Below are 20,152 nucleotides of genomic sequence, written 5' to 3'. Positions count from 1 at the left end.
TCCTTATTTAATTTGCAGGCTGGTCTTGGCCGCGGCCAGCAGCTCGGTGCGCACCCAGTCCTGGGCCCGCGGCGGCGCGCGCATGCGGCCGACGCCCGTCTTGACCATCATGTCGGTGGTGGCCTGGATGTGCTGGGGCGTGATGTCGTAGGAGAAGGGAGAATTGGCGATGGCGTCGTCGAAATCGTCCGCCGATATCTGGCCTTTAAAAACGACATCGCGCACGTACTTCGAGGCCAGCGCCTTGTCGTCGATGAAGGTTTTGGTGGCCTGCACGAAGCAGCGCATGAATTTTTCGGCAACCGGTTTGCGCCCTTGGTAGAACTGCTCGGTCATGACCATGGTGCGTACCGGTTCGCCGATCGCAGTCCCGTAGGGCTTCATCACCTCCATACCGAAGCCGCGGTTGATCGCCTGCGAGGACTGCGGTTCGGACTGCATCATGGCGTCGATCTGTTTATTCAGCAGCGCGCCGTTCAGGTCGGCGAAGGGCAGATACACCAGCTGCACGTCCTTGCCGGGCATGGCGTCGGCACTCAGGCCGTGGCGCGCCAGTTCCGCCATCAAGAGCACTTCCTGGATCGCGCCGCGGGTGACGCCGACCTTTTTCCCCTTGAGCTGCGCGACGTTCGCCAGCTTCAGGTCCGGCCGCGCCACCAGGCGCGCACCGCCGCGCGCGAAACCGGCGACGACCACGATCGGGGCGCCGCCGGCGCGGCCCGAGATTGCCGCTTCCGAGGCGGTGGCGCCGACGTCGAGTTCGCCGGCGATGATCGCCTGCATCACGTCCAGGCCCTTGGCGAAGATCTTTTCCTCGACCCGGATGCCGCAGCGCGGCGCGATTTCCTTGATATACGAGACGGCGCCGAAATGCGCCAGTTTCAGGTTTCCGAGCCGGACCACGTCATCGGCCTGGGCGCTGCCCGTCACCACCAGGGCCAGCGCCACCAGGGTTTTACCCACCATCTTGCCCACTGCGTTCCTCATGCCTGTCCTCCAAAAATAATTCCACACGGAAATTTTTCTCTGCGAGTGCAGAATGTGCCGGATAAAGCAAACCCGGTTTTTGAGAAGGAGCAGGACCGCACCCAAAAATTCACGTAATGCAAGCGGCATCGGCGGGCGGGCGAGCTGTACGCAGGGTAAAATGGCGGATTCCGAATGCTGTCTTATATATAGTCAGGTAGAACATGCTAGATAACCTTACCCAACGCCTTGCCAAGGTCGTCAAGACGATGCGCGGCGAGGCCCGCCTGACCGAGGCGAACACCGCCGAGATGCTGCGCGAAGTGCGCCTGGCCCTGCTGGAGGCCGACGTGGCGCTGCCGGCGGTGCGCGAGTTCATCGCCAAGGTCAAGGAAAAAGCGCTGGGCGAAGAAGTCATCGGCTCGCTCAGCCCCGGCCAGGCCCTGGTCGGCGTGGTGCAGCGCGAGCTGGCCGCCCTGATGGGCGCCGACCTCGGTCCGGAAGCGACGCAGCTGTCGTTTGCGCAGCAGCCGCCCGCGATCATCCTGATGGCCGGTTTGCAGGGTGTCGGTAAAACAACCACTACCGGCAAGCTCGCCAAGTACCTGAAAGAGCAGAAGAAGAAAAAAGTGCTGACCGTGTCGGCCGACGTGTATCGTCCGGCCGCAATCGCCCAGCTCGAATCGGTGACCAAGCAGGTCGGCGCGGACTTCTTCCCCTCCCACTCGACCGACAAGCCGGTCGACATCGCCCTCAATGCCTTGGACTGGGCGAAGAAGCACTACCACGACGTCCTGATCATCGACACCGCCGGCCGTCTCGGTATCGACGAAGCGATGATGCAGGAAATCGCCGCCGTCCACGGCGCGGTAAAGCCGATCGAAACCCTGTTCGTGGTCGACGCCATGCTGGGCCAGGATGCGATCAATACCGCCAAGGCCTTCAACGATGCGCTGCCGCTGACCGGCATCGTGCTGACCAAGCTCGATGGCGATTCGCGCGGCGGTGCGGCACTCTCCGTGCGCCACGTGACCGGCAAACCGATCAAGTTCGCCGGCGTCTCGGAAAAGCTGGACGGCCTGGAAGCCTTCGATCCGACCCGCATGGCCAGCCGCGTACTGGGCATGGGCGACATCATGGCGCTGGTCGAGGAAGCCCGTAAAGGCGTCGACGAGAAGGCCGCGGCCGACATGGCCAACAAGATCAAGGCGGGCGGCCGCTTCGACATGAACGACTTCAAGGCCCAGCTGACGCAGATGAAGAAGATGGGCGGCATGTCCGGCCTGCTCGATAAACTGCCGGCGCAGTTCCAGCAGGCGGCGGCCGGCGCCAACATGGACCAAGCCGAGAAGCAGGTGCGGCGCATGTGCGGCATCATCGATTCGATGACGCCGCAGGAGCGTGCCAAGCCGGAACTGATCAAGGCCAACCGCAAGCGCCGCATCGCGGCCGGCGCCGGCGTGCAGGTGCAGGAAGTCAATCGCATGCTGACCCAGTACGACCAGATGCAGACCATGATGAAGAAGCTGAAGGGCGGCGGCCTGATGAAAATGATGCGGGGTATGAAAGGAATGATGCCGGGAATGCGTTAACGCTTATCCGGACGGTTTTGCCCTCTTTAAACGCCGCGCCCGGCTCCTTGCCGGCGCGGCGTTTTTTCATGCATTTTCTCGTGGTTTTACACTCTATGCGGACGGGTTGCGAATAAACCCTGTTTTTTGGGCTTGTCAGAGTGAAAAAATGGCGAAAAAGACTTGCAGGAACAGTAAAACGCCACCAATATAAGCTGTGCGATGAATAGCGCAATTTCTCATTTTGTTCGTTTAGGAGGCTCGAAGATGGCAACAGCCAAGAAATCCCCAGCAGCGCCAGCAAAGAAAGCAGCCGCCAAGCCGGCCGCAGCGGCAAAGCCTGCAGCGAAGAAGGCAGCGGCTCCTGCCAAGGCAGCAGCACCGAAAGCGGCCGCCGCAAAGAAGCCGGCAGCAGCGCGCAAGCCAAACGCCGCGTTCATGAAAGAACTGACGCCGTCGGCCGAACTGGCTGCAGTGGTCGGCAACAAGCCGCTGCCACGTACCGAAGTGACGAAGAAAGTCTGGGAATACATCAAGAAAGCGGACCTGCAAGCTGCAGACAACCGCCAGATGATCAATGCAGACGACAAGCTGAAAGCCGTCTTCGGTGGCAAGGCCCAGGTCTCGATGTTCGAAATGACCAAGCTGATTTCGAATCACCTGAAATAAAACACCTGGCTTTCCTGGCCGAACGTTAAAAAGCCCCGTTCTCGCGATCGGGGCTTTTTGTTTTGGACGATGGAAATCATTCGCGGTATGTGAACTTGACCCGTAGGGTGGGCGGGAGACTCGCCCACCCTACGTGTATCACAATCCGGCCGCGGCTTTCATCAAGTTAAATACCTGGGTGTTCTCCATCGTCCCGCGGAACGGCGCCGAACCCGCACCCGCCGCGTACAGCTTGACGTCCCCGCCGCCGTGCGACTCGCTCGACCATTTGATCCCGGTCTCCTGGTGATAGTCCGCGGACAGCGCCTGCGCGCTGTCGACATCGGCGCGCACGTCCGGCCGGTTCGGCCCATTGCCGAAGACGAGCGTCGTAAACGTCTTGCCGTCGGCATCGCGCGTCGGTTCGCCATTGCCGTAGCCGCGTACGATGTCGAGCACCGGGTTGCCGCGCTTCGGATAGCCGTTCAGGACCATCGTGTGGTCGTGGTCGGCGGTGACGACGATCAGGGTGTTGTTTAGGCCCGGATCGATCGCGCGCATCTTGTCGAGCGCAGTCTGGATCGCTTCGTCAAAGGCGACGGTCTCGATCAGCGCATTGCGCGCATTCGTGTCGTGCAGCGCGTGGTCGATCTTGCCGCCTTCGACCATCAGGAAGAAGCCGTTCGGATTTGCGGACAGCAGTTCGATCGACTTGGCCGTCATCTCGGCCAGGGTCGGTTGAAGCGGCGAGCGCTTCGACGCGTAGTCGAGATGGCTCTCCGCGCTGTACAGGCCGAGGAACTTCTTGCCGGGCCGGCTCGACGCCATGTCGGCGCGCGTGTTCGCGACAAAGTAACCCTGGCGCTCGAACTCCTCGATCAGGTTGCGCCCGTCGCCGCGGCCTTTCGGATTGCGCTTGGCGTCATATGGCGTGAAGTGATTGCGCCCTCCTCCCATCAGCACGTCGACGCCATCTTTCAGACGCGCGTTGTACCCAAGCCCGCCGGGCACGATCTGCTGCGCGATCGTGTAGGCCATGTCGCGGTCGCAGACGTGGGCAAACGTCGATGCCGGCGTGGCGTGGGTCAATTCCGTGGTGGTGACGGCGCCGACCGACTTGCCGGCGGCCTTGGCCAGTTCCAGGATCGTCATCGGCGACGTGCCGTTGCTCGCGCCGCAGCGGTCGATCGAAGCGATGCCATTGGCGTCCTTGCCCGGTGCGACCGGCTTGGCGTCCTTCATCGAGATCACGTCGTTATTGATCTTCACGCCCGTCATGTAGGCGCCCATCGAAGGCGCGCTGTCGGTGACCTGGGCATCTGCCGAATAGGTCTTGATGCGCGCGGTGCGGTCGAGGCGCTCGAAATTCAGGAGGCCGTCTTCGCCTTCCTTGAAGATGCGCGCGGCCGTGATCGTGGTCGGGCCCATGCCGTCGCCGAGGAAGAAGATGATGTTCTTCGCTTGCGGCGTCGGGGCCAGGCGCATGGTGGACGCGGTCTGGGCCTGGGCGCCGCAGCAGGCTGCCAGCAGCAGCGTGGAGAGTATGGTTCTGGTCATCGGATGCTTTCTGGCGGCGCTCATAATCCCGCCGCGTTCTTGATCAGGTCGAAGACGCGGGTATTGTCGATGGTCCCGCGGAACAGTTCGGCGTTGGCGCCGGCCGCGCCGAGATAGACGTCGGCGCCGCCGTGGGTCTCGGCTCCGGTACGGGTGCGCACCACGGCTTCCTGGTGGTAGTCGTCGCCGGCCGCGATCTCGTCGGTGAGTTTGACGTCCTTGCGGCTGCCCTGGATGCGGTGTTCGCCGGTGCCGAAGCCGAGGATGGTAAACGGCGCGCCATCCTTGTCGAGGCGAACCTTCCCGTCCGGGAGGCTGCGCACCAGGCCCAGCACGCCCGGATTGGTCGGCGTCGTCCTGCCGGTGCGCGGCGAGTAGCCGTTGATCAGCAAAGTATGGTCGTGGTCGGCCGTGGCGACGATCAGGGTGTTCTTCAGGCCCGGATCGATCCGGTTCATTTTATCCAGCGCGGTCTTGATCGCCGCGTTGTACGAGACCGTCTCCTGCAGCGCGCGCTTGGCCAGCGTGGCGTGCAGCGCATGGTCGATCAGGCCGCCCTCCACCATCAGGAAGAAGCCGTTCGGGTTAAGCGACAGGATGTCGATCGCCTTGGCCGTCATCTCCGACAGGGCCGGCTGTTTGGCCGGGTCGCGCGCCGCCTCATACGCAAAGTGGTTTTGCGCGAACAGGCCGATGGCCGGCTGGCTGTTGGCAGCCAGCGCCTGCAGCTGCGCGGTGTTCGCTGCGACGCGCCAGCCTTTGGTTTGCAATTCGGCTAATAAGTTGCGCCCGTCGGCGCGCTTGCCGCCCGCATCGACAGGCGTGAATTGCTGCAGGCCGCCGCCGAAGACCAGATCGAGGCCGCTTGCGCCCAGCGCCTTGTTGTAGCCGGCGCCGCCCGGCACCAGCGCGGCCGCGATGTCCTGTTCCAGCTTGCGGTGGCAGGCGTGGGCATAGGTGGCGGCGGGCGTGGCGTCGGTGACGCTGGTGGTGGTGACGACGCCGGCCGCCATGCCGCGCGCCTTGGCCAGTTCGGCGAGGGTCGGCACCGCGCTGCCATTGTTGCAGCGGCTGACGGTGCGTCCGCCCTCGCTCGTCGGCGCGAGCGAACGCGTCTCGGTCGACATCGAGATCACGCCGTTGTTCTGCTTCACGCCGGTCATGTAGGCCGACATCGAGGCCGCGCTGTCGGTCACCTGCGCGTCGTTCGAGAAGGTTTTCACGAAGGCCGATTCGGGCAGCGTGTCGATGGTGAGTTGACCGTCTTCGCCGACGGCGTAGATGCGGGCGGCGGTGAGCGTGTTGATGCCCATGCCGTCGCCGAGGAAGAAGATGATGTTTTTCGCCTGTCCGTCGAGGGCGGTGCGCGGCTTGACGGCGGCCGGGCCGGTCGCGGCGCAGCCGGCAAGCGCCGCCAGCAGGCCGGCGGCGGCAAGAGGTTTGATTCGCATGATGAGTGTCGTAGCGGGAAAACGATGAGTGTACCCCGCAACGGAGCCGGTGCGGCGAATCGGTTCAGCGCGTCGCCACCACCACCGGATTGAATTCCCACTTCTTCCACGCCGCCAGCACCGCGTTCGGATACTGGGGCTTGCCGCGGCTGCCGTTGTAGCGGCCGAGCGCGAGATAGAGGTTGCCGCGTTCCATGTCGATGTACATGCGCAGGATCGAGCAGCCGTAGCGCAGGTTCGTCTGCATGTGGAAGAGTTTGCGGCGGTCGTTGTCGCCGATGACCTTGGTCCAGAAAGGCATCACCTGCATGTAGCCGCGCGCGCCGACGATCGAGACCGCGTACTTGCGGTAGGCCGATTCGACCTGGATCAGGCCCAGCACCAGGCCCGGATCGAGCCCGGCCCGCGTCGCTTCGTACCAGACCGACTCGAGGAACTCGGTGCGCGAGAGCTCGTCCGGCAGGCGTTTTTTCAGACGCGCCGACATCTCGGTAAACCACATCTGGTAGCGCACGCGCGCCGCCTCGTCGCGGAAAGTGGGCTTCGGCGGACGCGTGTCGGCGATGGCGTTCGACAGCGCCAGGCGCACCGAATCGGCCATCTCCTCTTCCTTCTGGTTGCCGGCGTGCGCGCTCCCGCCCGCGAGCGAAGCCGCGAGACAGAGGCTGCCCAGCCAGGCCGCAGCCCGGCTGTGGAAACCCGGGCGCATCACTGGCCCAGCTTGCCCTTGATGAAGCCGACGATGTCCGCTACCGGAACCGCGGTCGCCTCGCTCTCGCGGCGGCCCTGGTATTCCAGGTTGCCTTCCTTGAGGCCGCGCTCGCCGATGACGACGCGGTGCGGCACGCCGATCAGTTCCCAGTCGGCAAACATCGCGCCCGGACGCAGGCCGCGGTCGTCAAGGATGACGTCGACGCCGGCGGCTTCCAGCTCGGCGTACAGCTTCTCGGTTTGCTCCTTGACCAGTTCGCTGCGGTCCAGACCCATCGGGCACAAGACGAGCTGGAACGGCGCCAGCGCGTCGGGCCAGACGATGCCCTTGTCATCAAAATTCTGCTCGATCGCCGCGCCCAGGATGCGGGTCACGCCGATGCCGTAGCAGCCCATCTGCAGCACGGCCGGCTTGCCGTTTTCGTCGAGGTAGGTCGCGCCCATCTTTTCCGAGTAGGCGGTACCGAGCTGGAACACGTGGCCCACTTCGATGCCGCGCTCGATGGCGAGCACGCCCTTGCCGTCCGGCGACGCGTCGCCTTCGACCACGTTGCGCAGGTCGGCGACAATCGGTTCCGGCAGGTCGCGGCCCCAGTTCACGCCCGTCAGGTGGGCGTCGACTTCGTTCGCGCCGCAGACGAAATCGCTCATGTTGGCGACAGTGCGGTCGGCAACGACGGTCACCGCCTGTTTCGGCGAGACCGGGCCGAGGTAGCCCGGCACGGTGCCGTAGACTTCCTGGATTTCCGCTTCGGTCGAGAAGCGGTGATTCGCCAGGCCCGCGACCTTGCCGACCTTGACTTCGTTCAGCTCATGGTCGCCGCGCAGCAACAGCATGAAGTACTGCTTGCTGACCTTGCCTTCGTTGTCGTTCTCGACGGTCAGCGCGATGGTCTTGACGGTGCGCGCCAGCGGCAGGCTCAAGAGTTCGGCGACGCTTTCGCACTTGGTCTTGCCAGGCGTCGGCACCTTCTTCATGTCCTCGGCTGGTGCGGTGCGCTCGCCGATCGCCAGCGCCTCGGCCGCTTCCATGTTGGCAGCGAAGTCCGAATCCGGGCAGTAGACCAGCGCGTCTTCGCCGGTCGAGGCGATCACGTGGAATTCGTGCGAGCCGGTACCGCCGATGGCGCCGTTGTCGGCCGCCACCGCGCGGAATTTCAAACCGAAGCGGTTGAAGATGCGCACGTAGGCGTCGAACATGATCTGGTAGGACTTCTGCATGCCTTCCAGGTCGCGGTCGAAGGAGTACGCATCCTTCATCGTGAATTCGCGGCCACGCATCAGGCCGAAGCGCGGACGGCGCTCGTCGCGGAACTTGGTCTGGATGTGATAGAAGTTCAGCGGCAGCTGGCGGTAGGATTTCACTTCCGTGCGCACGACGTCGGTGACCACTTCTTCCGAGGTCGGTTGAATTGCGTAGTCGCGGCCATGACGGTCCTTGACGCGCATCAGTTCGGCCCCCATCTTGTCCCAGCGGCCGGTTTCCTGCCACAGTTCGGCCGGCTGCACGACCGGCATCAGGAGTTCGAGCGCGCCCGACTTGTTCATTTCTTCGCGGATGATGGCTTCGACCTTGCGGATCACGCGCAAACCGGTCGGCATGTACGTATAGATGCCGGAGCCCAGGCGCTTGATCATACCGGCGCGCATCATGAGCTTGTGGCTGACGATCTCGGCGTCGGAAGGCGCTTCTTTAAGAGTTGAAATAAAAAATCGTGAGGCGCGCATATCGATGAATTCTTTTTAAAAAGAGAGAGTTATAATCGACCTAATTTTAAAGGATTAGCTGGCTGATGCGTCCAATCTTTATACAAATGGGTCTTGAACACGCAGCGTCCGCCGTTTTCGTCGTGCACGAGGGAAGCTGACGTGTGGATTTGTAGGTAAAAATGTAAGGGACACAAAAGCCGGCAGAAAGTTTCGAGGTGCTTTATGCTCGATCGGGAAGGGTTCCGCCCCAACGTCGGCATCATCCTGCTTAACGCCAATAACGAGGTGTGGTGGGGCAAGCGGGTGCGCGAGCACTCGTGGCAGTTTCCGCAAGGGGGTATCAAATACGGCGAGACGCCGGAACAGGCGATGTACCGCGAACTCGAGGAGGAAATCGGTTTGCGCCAGGAGCACGTCAAGATCGTGGGCCGCACCCGCGACTGGCTGCGCTACGAGGTGCCCGACCATTTCATCAAGCGCGAGATCCGCGGCCACTACCGCGGCCAGAAGCAGATCTGGTTCCTGTTGCGCATGATCGCGCGCGACAACGACGTCAATCTGCGCCTGACCGACCATCCGGAGTTCGACGCTTGGCGCTGGCACGATTACTGGGTGCCGCTGGACGTGGTCATCGAGTTCAAGCGCGATGTCTACCAGCGCGCATTGCAGGAATTGTCGCGTTTCCTCACCAATCCGGCCAACGGCGGACATGGCGAGCGGCGCCACAGCGCGCGCTACCTGCGCCAGCCGCGCACCAGCAGTGCCGGTTCGGCCAAGCCGGCGCCCAAGGCGCCGCTGGCGGGGAGCGAGCCGCAGTTGGCGCAGTTGATATTGGCGCCGGAAAAGTAATACCGGCTCAGCCGACAGAAGCAGGCAGGCTACGCGAGTAGCCGGGCCTGCTTTTTTTTCGCGCCTGCGCGCCAGTACGGCGCGCGCTACAATGGCGGCCTACGCCAACGTTTCCCAGCATTTCCCAATGTTCACACCCTCCTCGCACGACGTGCGCCGCTTCTTCTGCGACGCCTTCCGCAAGCAGCGCGCCGGAGAGATCCTGACGCCGATGGACGCCATCGCCGCCGACTGGATCGTCCAGCACCCCGAATACCACGACGCCCTGATGGACGCCGACGCAGCCGTCGCGCGCGACTATTCCGTCGAAGGCGGCCAGCCGAACCCGTTCCTGCACCTGTCGATGCACCTGTCGATCGCCGAGCAGGTCTCGATCGACCAGCCGCGCGGCATCAAGGCCGCGCACGACCTGCTGGTGTCCCGCATCGGCGAGCACGACGCGCATCATGAAATCATGGAATGCCTGGGCGAGATGATCTGGACATCCCAGCGAAATGGCGTGCCGCCGGATACCGACGCGTATATCGAGTGCGTCAGGCGGCGTGCGACGCGTTAATAAAACGATACAAAAAAAGCGGCCCAGGCCGCTTTTTTTGTATCAGATCGTACAGATCAACCCAGCTTGTCGTCCGCCACCCGGTAACGCGGATCTTCCAGCACGTTCACCTCGATCATGTCGCGCGCCTTCTCCAGCAGCTCGCGGCAGTCCGGGCTCAGGTGGCGCAGGTGCAGGCGCTTGCCCAGCGCCCGGTAGCGTTCGGCCAGCGCGTCGATCGCCTGGATCGCCGAGTGATCGGCCACGCGCGCACGGCGGAACTCGACCACGACAGCCTGCGGATCGTCCTTCGGCGCGAACAACGTATTGAAATGCGCGATCGAGGCGAAAAACAGCGTGCCTTCCAGTTCATAGACCTTCCAGCCCTGGGCGTCGACACTGGTTTTCACGCCAATCTGCTTGGCGTGCTGCCAGGCGAAGACCAGGGCCGAGACGATCACGCCCGCCAGCACCGCGATCGCCAGGTCGAAGATCAGGGTGATCGCCGCCACCAGCACCACGACCAGGGTATCGGCGCGCGGTACCTTGCCGATGGTGCGGAAGGTGCCCCACTCGAAGGTCTTTTCGCAGACCACGAACATCACCCCGATCAGCGCCGCCAGCGGGATCTGCTCGATCCACTGCGAGCCGAACAGGATGAACGACAGCAGGAACGTTGATGCCGCGATGCCCGACAGGCGGCCGTAGGCGCCGTTGTTCACGTTGATCATCGACTGGCCGATCATGGCGCAGCCGCCCATGCCGCCAAAGCAGGCCGTGACGACGTTGGCCGCTCCTTGCGCCATGCATTCGCGGTTCGGCTGGCCGCGGGTTTCCGTGATCTCGTCGACCAGGGTCAGCGTCAGCAGCGATTCGATCAGGCCCACGCCCGCCAGCACCAGGGAGTAAGGCAGCACGATGCGCAGCGTCTCCAGGTTGAACGGTACGCTCGGCAGAGCAAACTGCGGCAGGCCGCCGCCGATCGAACCCAGGTCGCCCACCGTTTTCGACTCGATGCCGAGCAGCGCCGCACCCGCCGTCACGACCAGGATGCCGACCAGGGTCGCCGGCACGGCCTTGGTGATGCGCGGCGTGATGTAGATGACGGCCATGGTCGCGGCCACCAGTCCCAGCATCGTGGCCAGCTGCGCGCCCTGCATCCATTCTCCGCCGACCTTGAAGTGCCCGAACTGGGCGATGAAGATCACCAATGCAAGGCCGTTGACGAAACCGAGCATCACCGGATACGGCACCATGCGGATGAATTTACCCAGCCGCGCGGCCGCGAACAGCATCTGCCACAGGCCCATCAGCACGATCGCGGCAAACAGGTACTGTACGCCGTGTTCGACCACCAGCGCCACCATGACCACGGCCAGCGCCCCGGCCGCGCCGGAGATCATGCCGGGCCGGCCGCCGAAGGCCGAGGTGATGAAGGAAACCAGCACGGCGGCGTACAGGCCGGTGAGCGGCGAAACGTGGGCGACCAGCGCAAAGGCGATCGCTTCGGGCACCAGGGCCAGCGCGACGGTCAAGCCGCTGAGCAGGTTGGTCTTTAAATAGCTGGGCGAGACGGACTGCAAAATACAACTCCATTAAAAATAAAATCCCCCGGATCCAGCCCTTGAAAGGCCAGATCCGGGGGATCGAATACGGTGCTACCGGTGCGCCTGGCTTACTTGCTGACCACCAGCTGCGACGGCAGGCTATGCAGATACGCACCGATGTCGATCATGTCCTGGTTCGACAGCGGTTTCGCAAAACCGGCCATGATCGGGTTGCTGCGGCCGTTGGCCTGGTCGCCGCCGCGCTTGTAGGCGTTCAGGGCGTGGGCGATGTAGTCGGCGTGCTGGCCGGCCAGCTTCGGATAGCTCGGGTCGATCGGCTTGTTGAAGTCGGCGCCGTGGCAGGAGGCGCAATTATACTTCTTGGTCAACTCTTCGCCGCGCTTGACGTCGGCGGCGCTGGCGGAAAAGGAAACGGCGCCGAGGGCCAGCGCAATGATCAGTTTTTTCATGGCGTGGTCCTTATTTACGGCTCTGGGCGTTCTGCTGCGAATAGTAGGCGGCGACGTCGGCGATGTCCTGGTCGGACAGGCTGGCGGCGATGCCGCGCATCGAAGGATGCTTGCGGTCGCCCTTCTTGTAGGCGTGCAGCGCGGATTCGATGTACTTGGCCGACTGGCCGCCGATCATCGGCACCTGGTAGACCTCGGGGAAGCTGGCCTTGTAGCCGGGGATGCCGTGGCAACCGATACACATTTCGATCTTGTTCGGGGCTGCCTTCGGGTTGCCGACGACGTCCGCGGCCATCGCGGCGCTGCCGCAGGCGGCCAGCACGAGTACTGCCAAAAGTTTTTTCATGGTGGGAATCGCAAAATTTTTAATCGAAAACCGCTACCGCACAAAACATTAGCTATCTACTACCAACTCAGGGATTCTAGCCCAACAAAAGGTTGCAGTCTACCAACCTCGTGCGGCCCTTCAGCCAGCCTGGAAGTTCTGTCATATACTCAGGATTTCCCTTATTACGATCGCCACGTATGCAAGCCCAACCCCGTTTCGAAGGCACCGAAAGCTATGTCGCGACAAGCGACCTGAAGCTGGCCGTGAATGCTGCCCTGACCTTGCAGCGCCCGCTCCTGATCAAGGGCGAGCCCGGCACGGGCAAGACCATGCTGGCCGAGGAAGTGGCCGACGCGCTGAACATGCCGCTCCTGCAGTGGCACGTGAAGTCGACCACCAAGGCCCAGCAGGGCCTGTACGAATATGATGCCGTCTCGCGCCTGCGCGATTCCCAGCTGGGCGACGAGCGCGTGCGCGACATCCACAACTACATCGTCAAGGGCGTGCTGTGGCAGGCGTTTACGGCGCCGGAGCCGGTGGTCCTGCTGATCGACGAGATCGACAAGGCCGACATCGAATTCCCGAACGACCTGCTGCGCGAACTCGACCGCATGGAGTTCTACGTCTACGAGACGCGCGAAATGGTCGTGGCCAAGCACCGTCCGCTGGTGATCATCACCTCGAACAACGAGAAGGAACTGCCGGACGCTTTCCTGCGCCGCTGCTTCTTCCACTACATCAAATTCCCGGACCGCGAGACGATGGCCGACATCGTCAAGGTGCACTACCCGCGCCTGAAACAGGAACTGCTGAGCGCCGCCCTGCAAAGCTTTTATGACGTGCGCGACATCCCCGGCATCAAGAAGAAGCCCTCGACCTCGGAATTCCTCGACTGGCTGAAACTCCTGATGGCCGAGGACATCCCGGCCGAAGCCCTGCACAGCAAGGACAACAAGACGGTCGTCCCGCCGCTGCACGGCGCCCTGCTGAAGAACGAGCAGGACGTGCACCTGTTCGAGCGCCTGCTGAACATGTCGAGGATGAACCGATGATCCACGTCGAGCCGGTCGCGCTCGAATTCAACGGCGTGCACCTCGAGCCCCTGAGCCTGGAGCACGTCGACGGCCTGCGCCTGGCCGCCCTCGATGGCGAACTGTGGAACCTGCGCGTGACCTCGGTGCCGGAGCCGCACCGCACCCAGGCCTACGTGCATGCCGCGCTCGAGATGAAGGACCGCGTCGCCTTCGCCGTGGTCGATTCGTCCAGCGGGAATGTGATCGGCACCACCAGCTACCACGACATCGTCCCCGCCATCGACCGCGTCGAGATCGGCTACACCTGGTACGCGAAAGCCGCGCAGCGCAGCCACGTCAACACCAGCTGCAAGCTGCTCCTGCTGTCGCACGCCTTCGATACGCTCGGCTGCGCCGTGGTCGGCTTCCGCACCGATAATTTCAATTACGCCTCGCAGAAAGCGATCGAACGCCTGGGCGCGAAGAAGGATGGCGTGATCCGCCACCACGGCCTGCGCCGCGACGGCACCGTGCGCGATACGGTCATGTACAGCATCGTGCGCGGCGAGTGGCCCGAAATCAAATCGCACCTGCATTACCAACTGAGCCGGCACGCGGCGAGCTGACCATGCTGATCGACTTCTTCTTCGCGCTGCGCAATGCCAAGGTCCCGGTCTCGATCAAGGAATTCCTGACCCTGCTCGAAGCCCTGGAAAAGGCCGTCATCGCCCCCTCGCTCGACGAGTTTTACTATCTCGCGCGCCTGACCCTGGTGAAGGACGAAGCCCACTTCGACAAGTTCGACCGCGCCTTCGGCTCCTACTTCAAGGGCATCGAGGCCGTGTTCGATACAGCCAAGGGCGAGATCCCGCTCGACTGGCTGATCAAGCGGATGGAGCGCGAGCTGACGCCCGGGCAGAAGGCGGCGCTGGAAAAATTCGGCTACGACAAGCTGATGGACCGCCTCAACGAGCTGCTGAAGGAACAGAAGGAACGCCACGAAGGCGGCAGCAAGTGGATCGGCACCGGCGGCACCTCCCCCTTCGGCCACGGCGGCACCAACCCGGAAGGCATCCGCATCGGCGGCGCCGGCCGGAATCGCACGGCGGTAAAAGTGTGGGAGCAGCGCTCGTACAAGGACTACGACGACGAGCGCGAACTGGGCACGCGCAACATCAAGGTGGCCCTGCGCCGCCTGCGCCGCTTCGCCCGTACCGGCGCCCTCGATGAATTCGCGCTCGACGAAACGGTACGTGCCACGGCCAGCAACGCCGGCTACCTCGACATCAAGATGCAGCCCGAGCGCAAGAACCGGATCAAGGTGGTGATGCTGCTGGACGTGGGCGGCACCATGGACGACCACATCGAGCGTACCCAAGAGCTGTTCTCGGCGGCAAAGAGCGAATTCAAGAACATGGAGTTCTACTACTTCCACAACTGCGTCTACGACTACCTGTGGAAGAACAACCGCCGCCGCCATGCCGAGCGCTTCGACACCTGGGACGTGCTGCGCAAGTACCCGCCCGACACGCGCCTGATTTTCGTCGGCGACGCCACCATGAGCCCCTACGAGGTGCTGGCCCCGGGCGGCTCGGTCGAATACAACAACGAGGAAGCCGGCGCCGAATGGCTCGCGCGCTTCTGCCGCGCCTTCCCGAAATTCGCCTGGCTCAATCCGGAGCCGGAACACCTGTGGCAGTACCGGCAATCGATCGCGGTGATCCGGCAGATCATGAATAACCGGATGTTCCCGGTGACGCTCGAAGGGCTGGAGCGGGCGATGCGTTTGTTGAGCAAATAACCGGGCCGCGGGCCATTCAAACGTCACGCGTGGGCACGGAGTGCCCACCCTACGTTACGCATCAGCTGCCGGGTTTGTAGGGTGGGCACTCCGTGCCCACGCGGTAACACCATCCGATCAGACGCCCCTCTTCCCTCCATCACACCGCCCGTGCTATACACCTACGCATGAGCACCTATCGCGTCCTGATCATCGGCGGCTACGGCTTCTTCGGCACCCGCCTCGCCACTCTCCTCTCCCGCCAGCGTGGCTTGCATATCCTCGTCGCCGGCCGTTCCCTTACTGCGGCACGGGCGCTGGTGGACAAGCTGTCACCGGGCGCCAGCTCGCAGCTCGAAGCCCAGGCAATCGATATCGCGTCGCCCGCGCTTGCGCAGACCTTGTCGGCGTTGCACCCGGGTGTCGTCATCCACACCGCCGGCCCCTTCCAGGGCCAGGACTACCGGGTAGCCGCAGCCTGCATTGAAGCAGGAACCCACTATATCGACCTGGCCGACGGCCGCGACTTCGTGGCCGGCATCGCTGCACTGGACCAGGCCGCCACGCGTGCCGGTGTGCTGGTCACCAGCGGCGCCAGCTCGGTCCCTGCCTTGTCGTGCGCCGCGGCGGATGCACTGGCAGCAGGCATGGCGCGGGTGACGAACATCGACATCGGCATCAGCCCCGGCAACCGCACCGACCCCGGGCTTTCCACTGTGCGCGCCATCCTTGGCTATTGCGGCAAGCCCCTGCCCGGCGGCGCAACCGGGTGGCGCGGAACACGCACCCATACCTATCCGGCGCCGGTCGGCCGCCGCCTGTTGTCTCCCTGCGACGTCCCCGACCTCGTCGTGCTGGGCCCGCGGTTTCCCGGCCGGCCGCAGGTCGACTTCAACGCGGGGCTCGAACTGACACTCCTGCACCGCGGCATGAACCTGATGGCGCTGCTATCCCAGCGTGGACTGGTGGGTAACTGGGCGGATCACGCCGTGTGGCTTAAACGGGTGGCCGACCGGATCCGCCGCTTCGGTTCCGATACCGGTGCCATGCATGTGCACGTGAGGGGCGCTAGTCCGGCTGGCGTCACGCTGACGCGCAGGTGGTCGCTCGTTGCGGTCGACGACGATGGCCCCTTCGTTCCGACGCTCGCCGCAGCGGCGCTGGTGCGACGGCTCGCGGCCGGCGAGATGTTTCCATCCGGCGCCCGGCCCTGCCTCGGACTGCTGTCGCTGCAAGACTTCGAACGCGAAGCGGCTGGCCTAGCCATCACCATGAAAGCTGAACCGTGAGCACATCGATGTACGAAACCGTCATGGGACCGGCGTTCGCGGAACTGGCCGAACCCGTGCAGGCCTTCCACCGCACCCGCGGCCGGCGCGAATTGCACGGCTGGGTCGAGACCGAGGCGCCGGCCTCGTTGCCGGCGCGGCTGCTGGCCCTGTGCCTGGGTACGCCCCTGAAACCTTCGTCCGGCGCCATCCGCTTCGAACTCGAGGCCGAGCCTGACTGCGAACTGTGGGTGCGGCACTTCCCGACGAATACCATGCAGTCGCGCATGCGCCTGCGCGAGGGCGAGCTGACCGAGCGCCTGGGACTGACGCTGCTGCACTTCCGGCTCGGCGCGCGGGAGGGCCGGCTGGTGATGCATCTGCAAGACTTGAAATTCCTCGGCATCCCCTGCCCGCGCTGGGCCTTGCCGCGCATCGTGGCCGAAGAGGAAGGGCGTGACGGCTGCCTCTACTTCACGGTGCGCGCGTCGCTGCCGCTGGTGGGCCAGGTGGCCGGCTACACCGGTCACCTGGTCGTACAAGAAACGGCGAAGGCCTAAGCGCGCGCTCCGCGCAGCGCATTGCGCACCACATACAGCCCGACCACGTCGAGCGCCGTGTGCACCATCATCGCCGCCAGCAAGCCCACGTTCTGGTAAATAAAGCCCAGCACCACGCTGGCGCCGAACACCCCTGCCGCCTGCACCAGCGTCGCGCGGTTCACACGGCGGAACTGGTACACCGGCGTATGCGTCAGCAGGAAGATGACGGACGTAATCCACACCCCCAGCAGCGGCTGCAGCGCCGCGCGAAACAGTAGTTCCTCGCCGATCGCGGCCGCGAGGCTGATCCAGACCGGGTTCAGGCCCGACAGGTCGAGCCGGCCGTAAGCGGTGATCGTGTTGGCCGTCGCTTCCGACTTGGCCGTCAGGCGAAAGCTCACATACGAGGCCACCGCCGCCAGCGCCGACAGCACCAGGCCGCACAGCAGCTGGGTCGCGATGCCCATCGGCCCGCGGATGACGGACAGGAACTCGTCCTGGGCCACGAAAATGATCAGGCAGGCGATCAGGGTAAAGCCGACGCAGGTCAGCACCTGGGCGGTGAGGCGGATGGGGGGACGTGCCTGGGTTTGCGGTTGCGGTGGAATCGGTTGGGACATGAAAACGCATCAAGAATGGCGGTGCGTCATTCTAGCAGCGGCCGCCGCCCAATCGTGCGCGGGTCGCGGCCCATCGGTCTTGTAAAATCGACAAAAGACCAGCCCGCCCTAGGCCGGACCCGCCGACGTATTTTCGAGGAGTACGCATGCCCGACCTGTTGCCGATCCTGACCAGCCTCGCGTGGCCGCTCGCGATCGCCATCGCCTGGATCGCCGGCGAATTCGGGCAGCGCTGGACCGGGCTGCCGCGCATCAGCTTTTATGGGCTGGCCGGCTTCGCACTGGGCAGTCCGCAGCTCGGCGTGCTGCCGGCTCCCGACGCCGGCGCCGCCTCGATGCTGGCCGACGTCGCCTTCGGCCTGATCCTGTTCGAACTCGGCTACCGCATCAACCTGCGCTGGCTGCGCAACAATCCCTGGATCGGCATCAGCGGCCTGGTCGAATCCTTGTCCACCTTCGTTGCCGTCTATTTCATCGCCGCCGCCTTCGGCACGCCCCAGCTGACCGCCCTGATGCTGGCCGCGCTGGCGATGGCGACCTCGCCCGCGACCGTGGTGCGCGTGATCAACGAGCAGCGCAGCTCGGGCCAGGTGACGGAACGGGTGCTGCACCTGACCGCGCAGAATTGCGTGCTGGCCGTCTTCGCCTTTAACGTCGTCGTCGGTTTCTGGATCTTCCGCACCTTCGAAGACCTGGGCGACGCCATCTGGAACAGCCTGGTGCTGCTGGCGGTGTCGATCCTCACCGGCGCCGTGTTCGGCCTGGCCGTGCCGGCGCTGCTGCGCGGTCTCAAGAATCCGCGCCAGGATGCGACCGTCGCCTTCGCACTGGCGGTGATCCTGCTGGTGGCCCTGTCGTATGCGGGCGGCCTGTCGCCGGTGGTGGCGACACTCGCCTTCGGGCTGGTGGCGCGTCACCGGCGCGTCGCCTACAGCCAGGCGCAACGCGGTTTCGGGGCGCTGGGCGAACTGCTGACGGTCTTGCTGTTCGTGTTCGCCGCTTCCACGCTCGACTGGGAGAAGGTCGCGGCCGGCAGCCTGCTCGCCGTCGTGATCGTGCTGGCGCGCCTGCTCACCAAGACCTTTGGGGTGATGGCGTTTGCGCACCTGTCGGGCATTTCGTGGCGCAAGGGCGCGCTGGCCGGGGTGGCGCTGGCGCCTTTATCCGTGTTCGTGATCCTCCTGCTGGAACACGCGCGCCTGCGCGGCGTGCACGTGGTGGAAGAGCTGCGCTCGGTGGCGGCGGTGACGATGCTGCTCGAAGTCTTCGGCCCGATCATCATCCAGCGCGCCCTGGTCTGGGCCCGCGAAGCTCCGGAGCTGCGCCATGCCGCTTGAGCCCTTCAGCCAGTCGACGCCATTGACCTTCGGGGTCGAACTCGAACTGCAGCTGGTCAGCCTGTCGGACTTCGACCTGACCGCGGCAAGTCCGGATTTGCTGCACCTGCTGTCGCGTAAGCCCTTCCCCGGCAACGTGACGCCGGAGATCACCGAGAGCATGATCGAGATTAATTCGAGCGTGCATTCGCACTATCCGGCGCTGCTGGCCGAATTGCAGGAGATCCGCGACACCCTGGTGGCGGCCGGCGACGTGCTCAACATCGGCATCGCCGGCGGCGGCACCCACCCTTTCCAGCACTGGTCGGAACAGAAGATCTTCCCGAAGCCGCGCTTCGAGCACCTGTCCACGCTGTACGGCTACCTCGCCAAGCAGTTCACCGTGTTCGGCCAGCACGTGCACATCGGCTGCGGCGACGGCGACAACGCGATGTATTTGCTGCATTCCCTGAGCCGCTACATCCCGCATTTCATCGCCCTGTCCGCCTCCTCTCCCTTCGTGCAGGGCCACGACAGCTTTTTCGATTCGGCGCGCCTGAATTCCGTGTTCGCCTTCCCGATGAGCGGCCGCGCGCCCTTCATGCTGACCTGGTCCGAGTTCGAGGCACACTACTACGCGAAGATGGAACGCACCGGCATCGTCAAGAGCATGAAGGATTTTTATTGGGACCTGCGGCCGAAACCCGAGTACGGCACGATCGAGCTGCGCGTGTGCGACACGCCCCTGACGGTGGAACGGGCGGCGGCGCTGGCGGCGTATTTGCAGGCGCTGTGCAGCTACCTGCTTGAACGCTTCGACGAACCGCCGGTCGAGGACGACTATCTCGTCTATAACTACAACCGCTTCCAGGCCTGCCGCTTCGGGCTGGAAGGCGCGATCACGCATCCGAAGACCTATGAGACGGTGTCGCTGCGGGAGGATATCCTGGCGACGCTGGCGAAGATGGAACCGTACGCGGCGGCGCTGGGGAGCCAGGATGGCTTAAAGCACCTGGCGGCCGCGGCGGCGAACGGGAGCGATGCGGCGCTGCTGCGGCAGCAGTACGAGCAGCAGGGAAGCGTGGAGGGGATGGTGCATGCGGCCATTAACTGGTTCCGGGGCGAGCGACGCTTTCGGCGTAGGTAGATACCGTCTTGCTCGTCAAGCCTTACATCGCAAATGTTGGATCGTAGGGCTTGCCGGTCTGGACGACACCAAAGCACAGATGCGCCAGCTTACGCATTGCAGCGCCGATAGCGGCCATCTTGG

The 20,152-nt window shown here is 64.1% G+C and carries 20 protein-coding genes; 11 read left to right on the top strand and 9 right to left on the bottom strand.

Annotated elements, in window-relative coordinates:
* Positions 1-3: 3 nt before the first annotated feature.
* The gene (locus C2862_RS16375) at positions 4-987 is read right to left on the bottom strand and encodes an ABC transporter substrate-binding protein (protein ID WP_229467472.1); all 984 of its coding nucleotides are present in this window, start codon (positions 985-987) and stop codon (positions 4-6) included.
* Positions 988-1,190: 203 nt separating this feature from the next.
* On the opposite strand from C2862_RS16375, the gene ffh reads away from it, so the two are divergent.
* On the top strand, positions 1,191-2,558 hold the full coding sequence (gene ffh, locus C2862_RS16370) for a signal recognition particle protein (protein ID WP_136221208.1): 1,368 nt from the start codon (positions 1,191-1,193) through the stop codon (positions 2,556-2,558).
* A gap of 246 nt (positions 2,559-2,804) precedes the next feature.
* Positions 2,805-3,206: an SWIB/MDM2 domain-containing protein gene (locus C2862_RS16365; RefSeq protein ID WP_136221207.1), complete on the top strand. Its 402-nt coding sequence runs from the start codon at positions 2,805-2,807 to the stop codon at positions 3,204-3,206.
* A gap of 138 nt (positions 3,207-3,344) precedes the next feature.
* On the opposite strand, the gene C2862_RS16360 is transcribed toward C2862_RS16365, so the two are convergent.
* From C2862_RS16360 to C2862_RS16345, 4 genes are all read right to left on the bottom strand, one after another.
* Positions 3,345-4,742, bottom strand: a complete 1,398-nt coding sequence (locus C2862_RS16360) for an alkaline phosphatase (protein WP_136221206.1) — start codon at positions 4,740-4,742, stop codon at positions 3,345-3,347.
* Positions 4,743-4,762: 20 nt separating this feature from the next.
* The gene (locus C2862_RS16355) at positions 4,763-6,193 is read right to left on the bottom strand and encodes an alkaline phosphatase (RefSeq protein WP_136221205.1); all 1,431 of its coding nucleotides are present in this window, start codon (positions 6,191-6,193) and stop codon (positions 4,763-4,765) included.
* Positions 6,194-6,257: 64 nt separating this feature from the next.
* A complete protein-coding gene (locus C2862_RS16350; RefSeq protein WP_136221204.1) occupies positions 6,258-6,902 on the bottom strand; it encodes a lytic transglycosylase domain-containing protein in 645 nt (214 codons plus the stop codon).
* Positions 6,902-8,632, bottom strand: a complete 1,731-nt coding sequence (locus C2862_RS16345) for a proline--tRNA ligase (RefSeq protein WP_136221203.1) — start codon at positions 8,630-8,632, stop codon at positions 6,902-6,904. The genes C2862_RS16350 and C2862_RS16345 overlap by 1 nt, the downstream gene beginning before the upstream one ends.
* Positions 8,633-8,836: 204 nt before the next feature.
* On the opposite strand from C2862_RS16345, the gene C2862_RS16340 reads away from it, so the two are divergent.
* Together C2862_RS16340 and C2862_RS16335 are read left to right on the top strand one after the other, a co-directional pair.
* Entirely contained in the window at positions 8,837-9,463 is a 627-nt protein-coding gene (locus C2862_RS16340) for an RNA pyrophosphohydrolase (protein ID WP_136221202.1), read from the top strand.
* 127 nt (positions 9,464-9,590) lie between these two features.
* Positions 9,591-10,019 carry a DUF1841 family protein gene (locus C2862_RS16335; protein WP_136221201.1) on the top strand — a complete coding sequence of 143 codons (429 nt, stop codon included), beginning with the start codon at positions 9,591-9,593 and terminating at the stop codon, positions 10,017-10,019.
* A gap of 56 nt (positions 10,020-10,075) precedes the next feature.
* Here the strand turns inward: C2862_RS16335 and C2862_RS16330 are convergent, their stop codons facing one another.
* The 3 genes from C2862_RS16330 to C2862_RS16320 all read right to left on the bottom strand — a co-directional run bounded on the left by C2862_RS16330 (position 10,076) and on the right by C2862_RS16320 (position 12,361).
* A complete protein-coding gene (locus C2862_RS16330) occupies positions 10,076-11,581 on the bottom strand; it encodes a SulP family inorganic anion transporter (RefSeq protein WP_136221200.1) in 1,506 nt (501 codons plus the stop codon).
* Between the two features lie 92 nt (positions 11,582-11,673).
* On the bottom strand, positions 11,674-12,015 hold the full coding sequence (locus C2862_RS16325) for a cytochrome c (RefSeq protein ID WP_136221199.1): 342 nt from the start codon (positions 12,013-12,015) through the stop codon (positions 11,674-11,676).
* Between the two features lie 10 nt (positions 12,016-12,025).
* Positions 12,026-12,361, bottom strand: a complete 336-nt coding sequence (locus C2862_RS16320; RefSeq protein ID WP_136221198.1) for a cytochrome c — start codon at positions 12,359-12,361, stop codon at positions 12,026-12,028.
* A 179-nt stretch (positions 12,362-12,540) separates the two neighbouring features.
* Here C2862_RS16320 and C2862_RS16315 point away from each other — a divergent pair, with 179 nt between their 5' ends.
* The 5 genes from C2862_RS16315 to C2862_RS16295 all read left to right on the top strand — a co-directional run bounded on the left by C2862_RS16315 (position 12,541) and on the right by C2862_RS16295 (position 16,964).
* Positions 12,541-13,395: a MoxR family ATPase gene (locus tag C2862_RS16315; RefSeq protein ID WP_136221197.1), complete on the top strand. Its 855-nt coding sequence runs from the start codon at positions 12,541-12,543 to the stop codon at positions 13,393-13,395.
* Complete coding sequence (locus C2862_RS16310; protein WP_136221196.1) at positions 13,392-13,982, top strand: GNAT family N-acetyltransferase; 591 nt, start codon at positions 13,392-13,394, stop codon at positions 13,980-13,982. Before C2862_RS16315 ends, C2862_RS16310 begins: the two co-directional genes overlap by 4 nt.
* A gap of 2 nt (positions 13,983-13,984) precedes the next feature.
* Positions 13,985-15,157, top strand: coding sequence for a VWA domain-containing protein (locus C2862_RS16305; RefSeq protein ID WP_136221195.1), 1,173 nt, complete (start codon positions 13,985-13,987; stop codon positions 15,155-15,157).
* 167 nt (positions 15,158-15,324) lie between these two features.
* On the top strand, positions 15,325-16,425 hold the full coding sequence (locus C2862_RS16300; RefSeq protein WP_136221194.1) for a saccharopine dehydrogenase NADP-binding domain-containing protein: 1,101 nt from the start codon (positions 15,325-15,327) through the stop codon (positions 16,423-16,425).
* Positions 16,422-16,964, top strand: coding sequence for a DUF4166 domain-containing protein (locus C2862_RS16295; RefSeq protein ID WP_136221193.1), 543 nt, complete (start codon positions 16,422-16,424; stop codon positions 16,962-16,964). The genes C2862_RS16300 and C2862_RS16295 overlap by 4 nt, the downstream gene beginning before the upstream one ends.
* Here the strand turns inward: C2862_RS16295 and C2862_RS16290 are convergent.
* A complete protein-coding gene (locus C2862_RS16290) occupies positions 16,961-17,566 on the bottom strand; it encodes a CPBP family intramembrane glutamic endopeptidase (RefSeq protein ID WP_136221192.1) in 606 nt (201 codons plus the stop codon). The genes C2862_RS16295 and C2862_RS16290 overlap by 4 nt on opposite strands.
* A gap of 146 nt (positions 17,567-17,712) precedes the next feature.
* Between C2862_RS16290 and C2862_RS16285 the strand changes: the two genes are divergently transcribed.
* Both C2862_RS16285 and C2862_RS16280 read left to right on the top strand, forming a co-directional pair.
* The gene (locus C2862_RS16285; RefSeq protein ID WP_136221191.1) at positions 17,713-18,903 is read left to right on the top strand and encodes a cation:proton antiporter; all 1,191 of its coding nucleotides are present in this window, start codon (positions 17,713-17,715) and stop codon (positions 18,901-18,903) included.
* Entirely contained in the window at positions 18,893-20,029 is a 1,137-nt protein-coding gene (locus tag C2862_RS16280) for a YbdK family carboxylate-amine ligase (protein WP_136221190.1), read from the top strand. The genes C2862_RS16285 and C2862_RS16280 overlap by 11 nt, the downstream gene beginning before the upstream one ends.
* Positions 20,030-20,152: the final 123 nt, after the last annotated feature.

Origin of the sequence: Massilia sp. Mn16-1_5 (genome assembly GCF_004798585.1) — a bacterium.
GTDB lineage: Bacteria > Pseudomonadota > Gammaproteobacteria > Burkholderiales > Burkholderiaceae_D > Telluria.
This window is presented reverse-complemented; position numbering and strand designations above follow the sequence as displayed.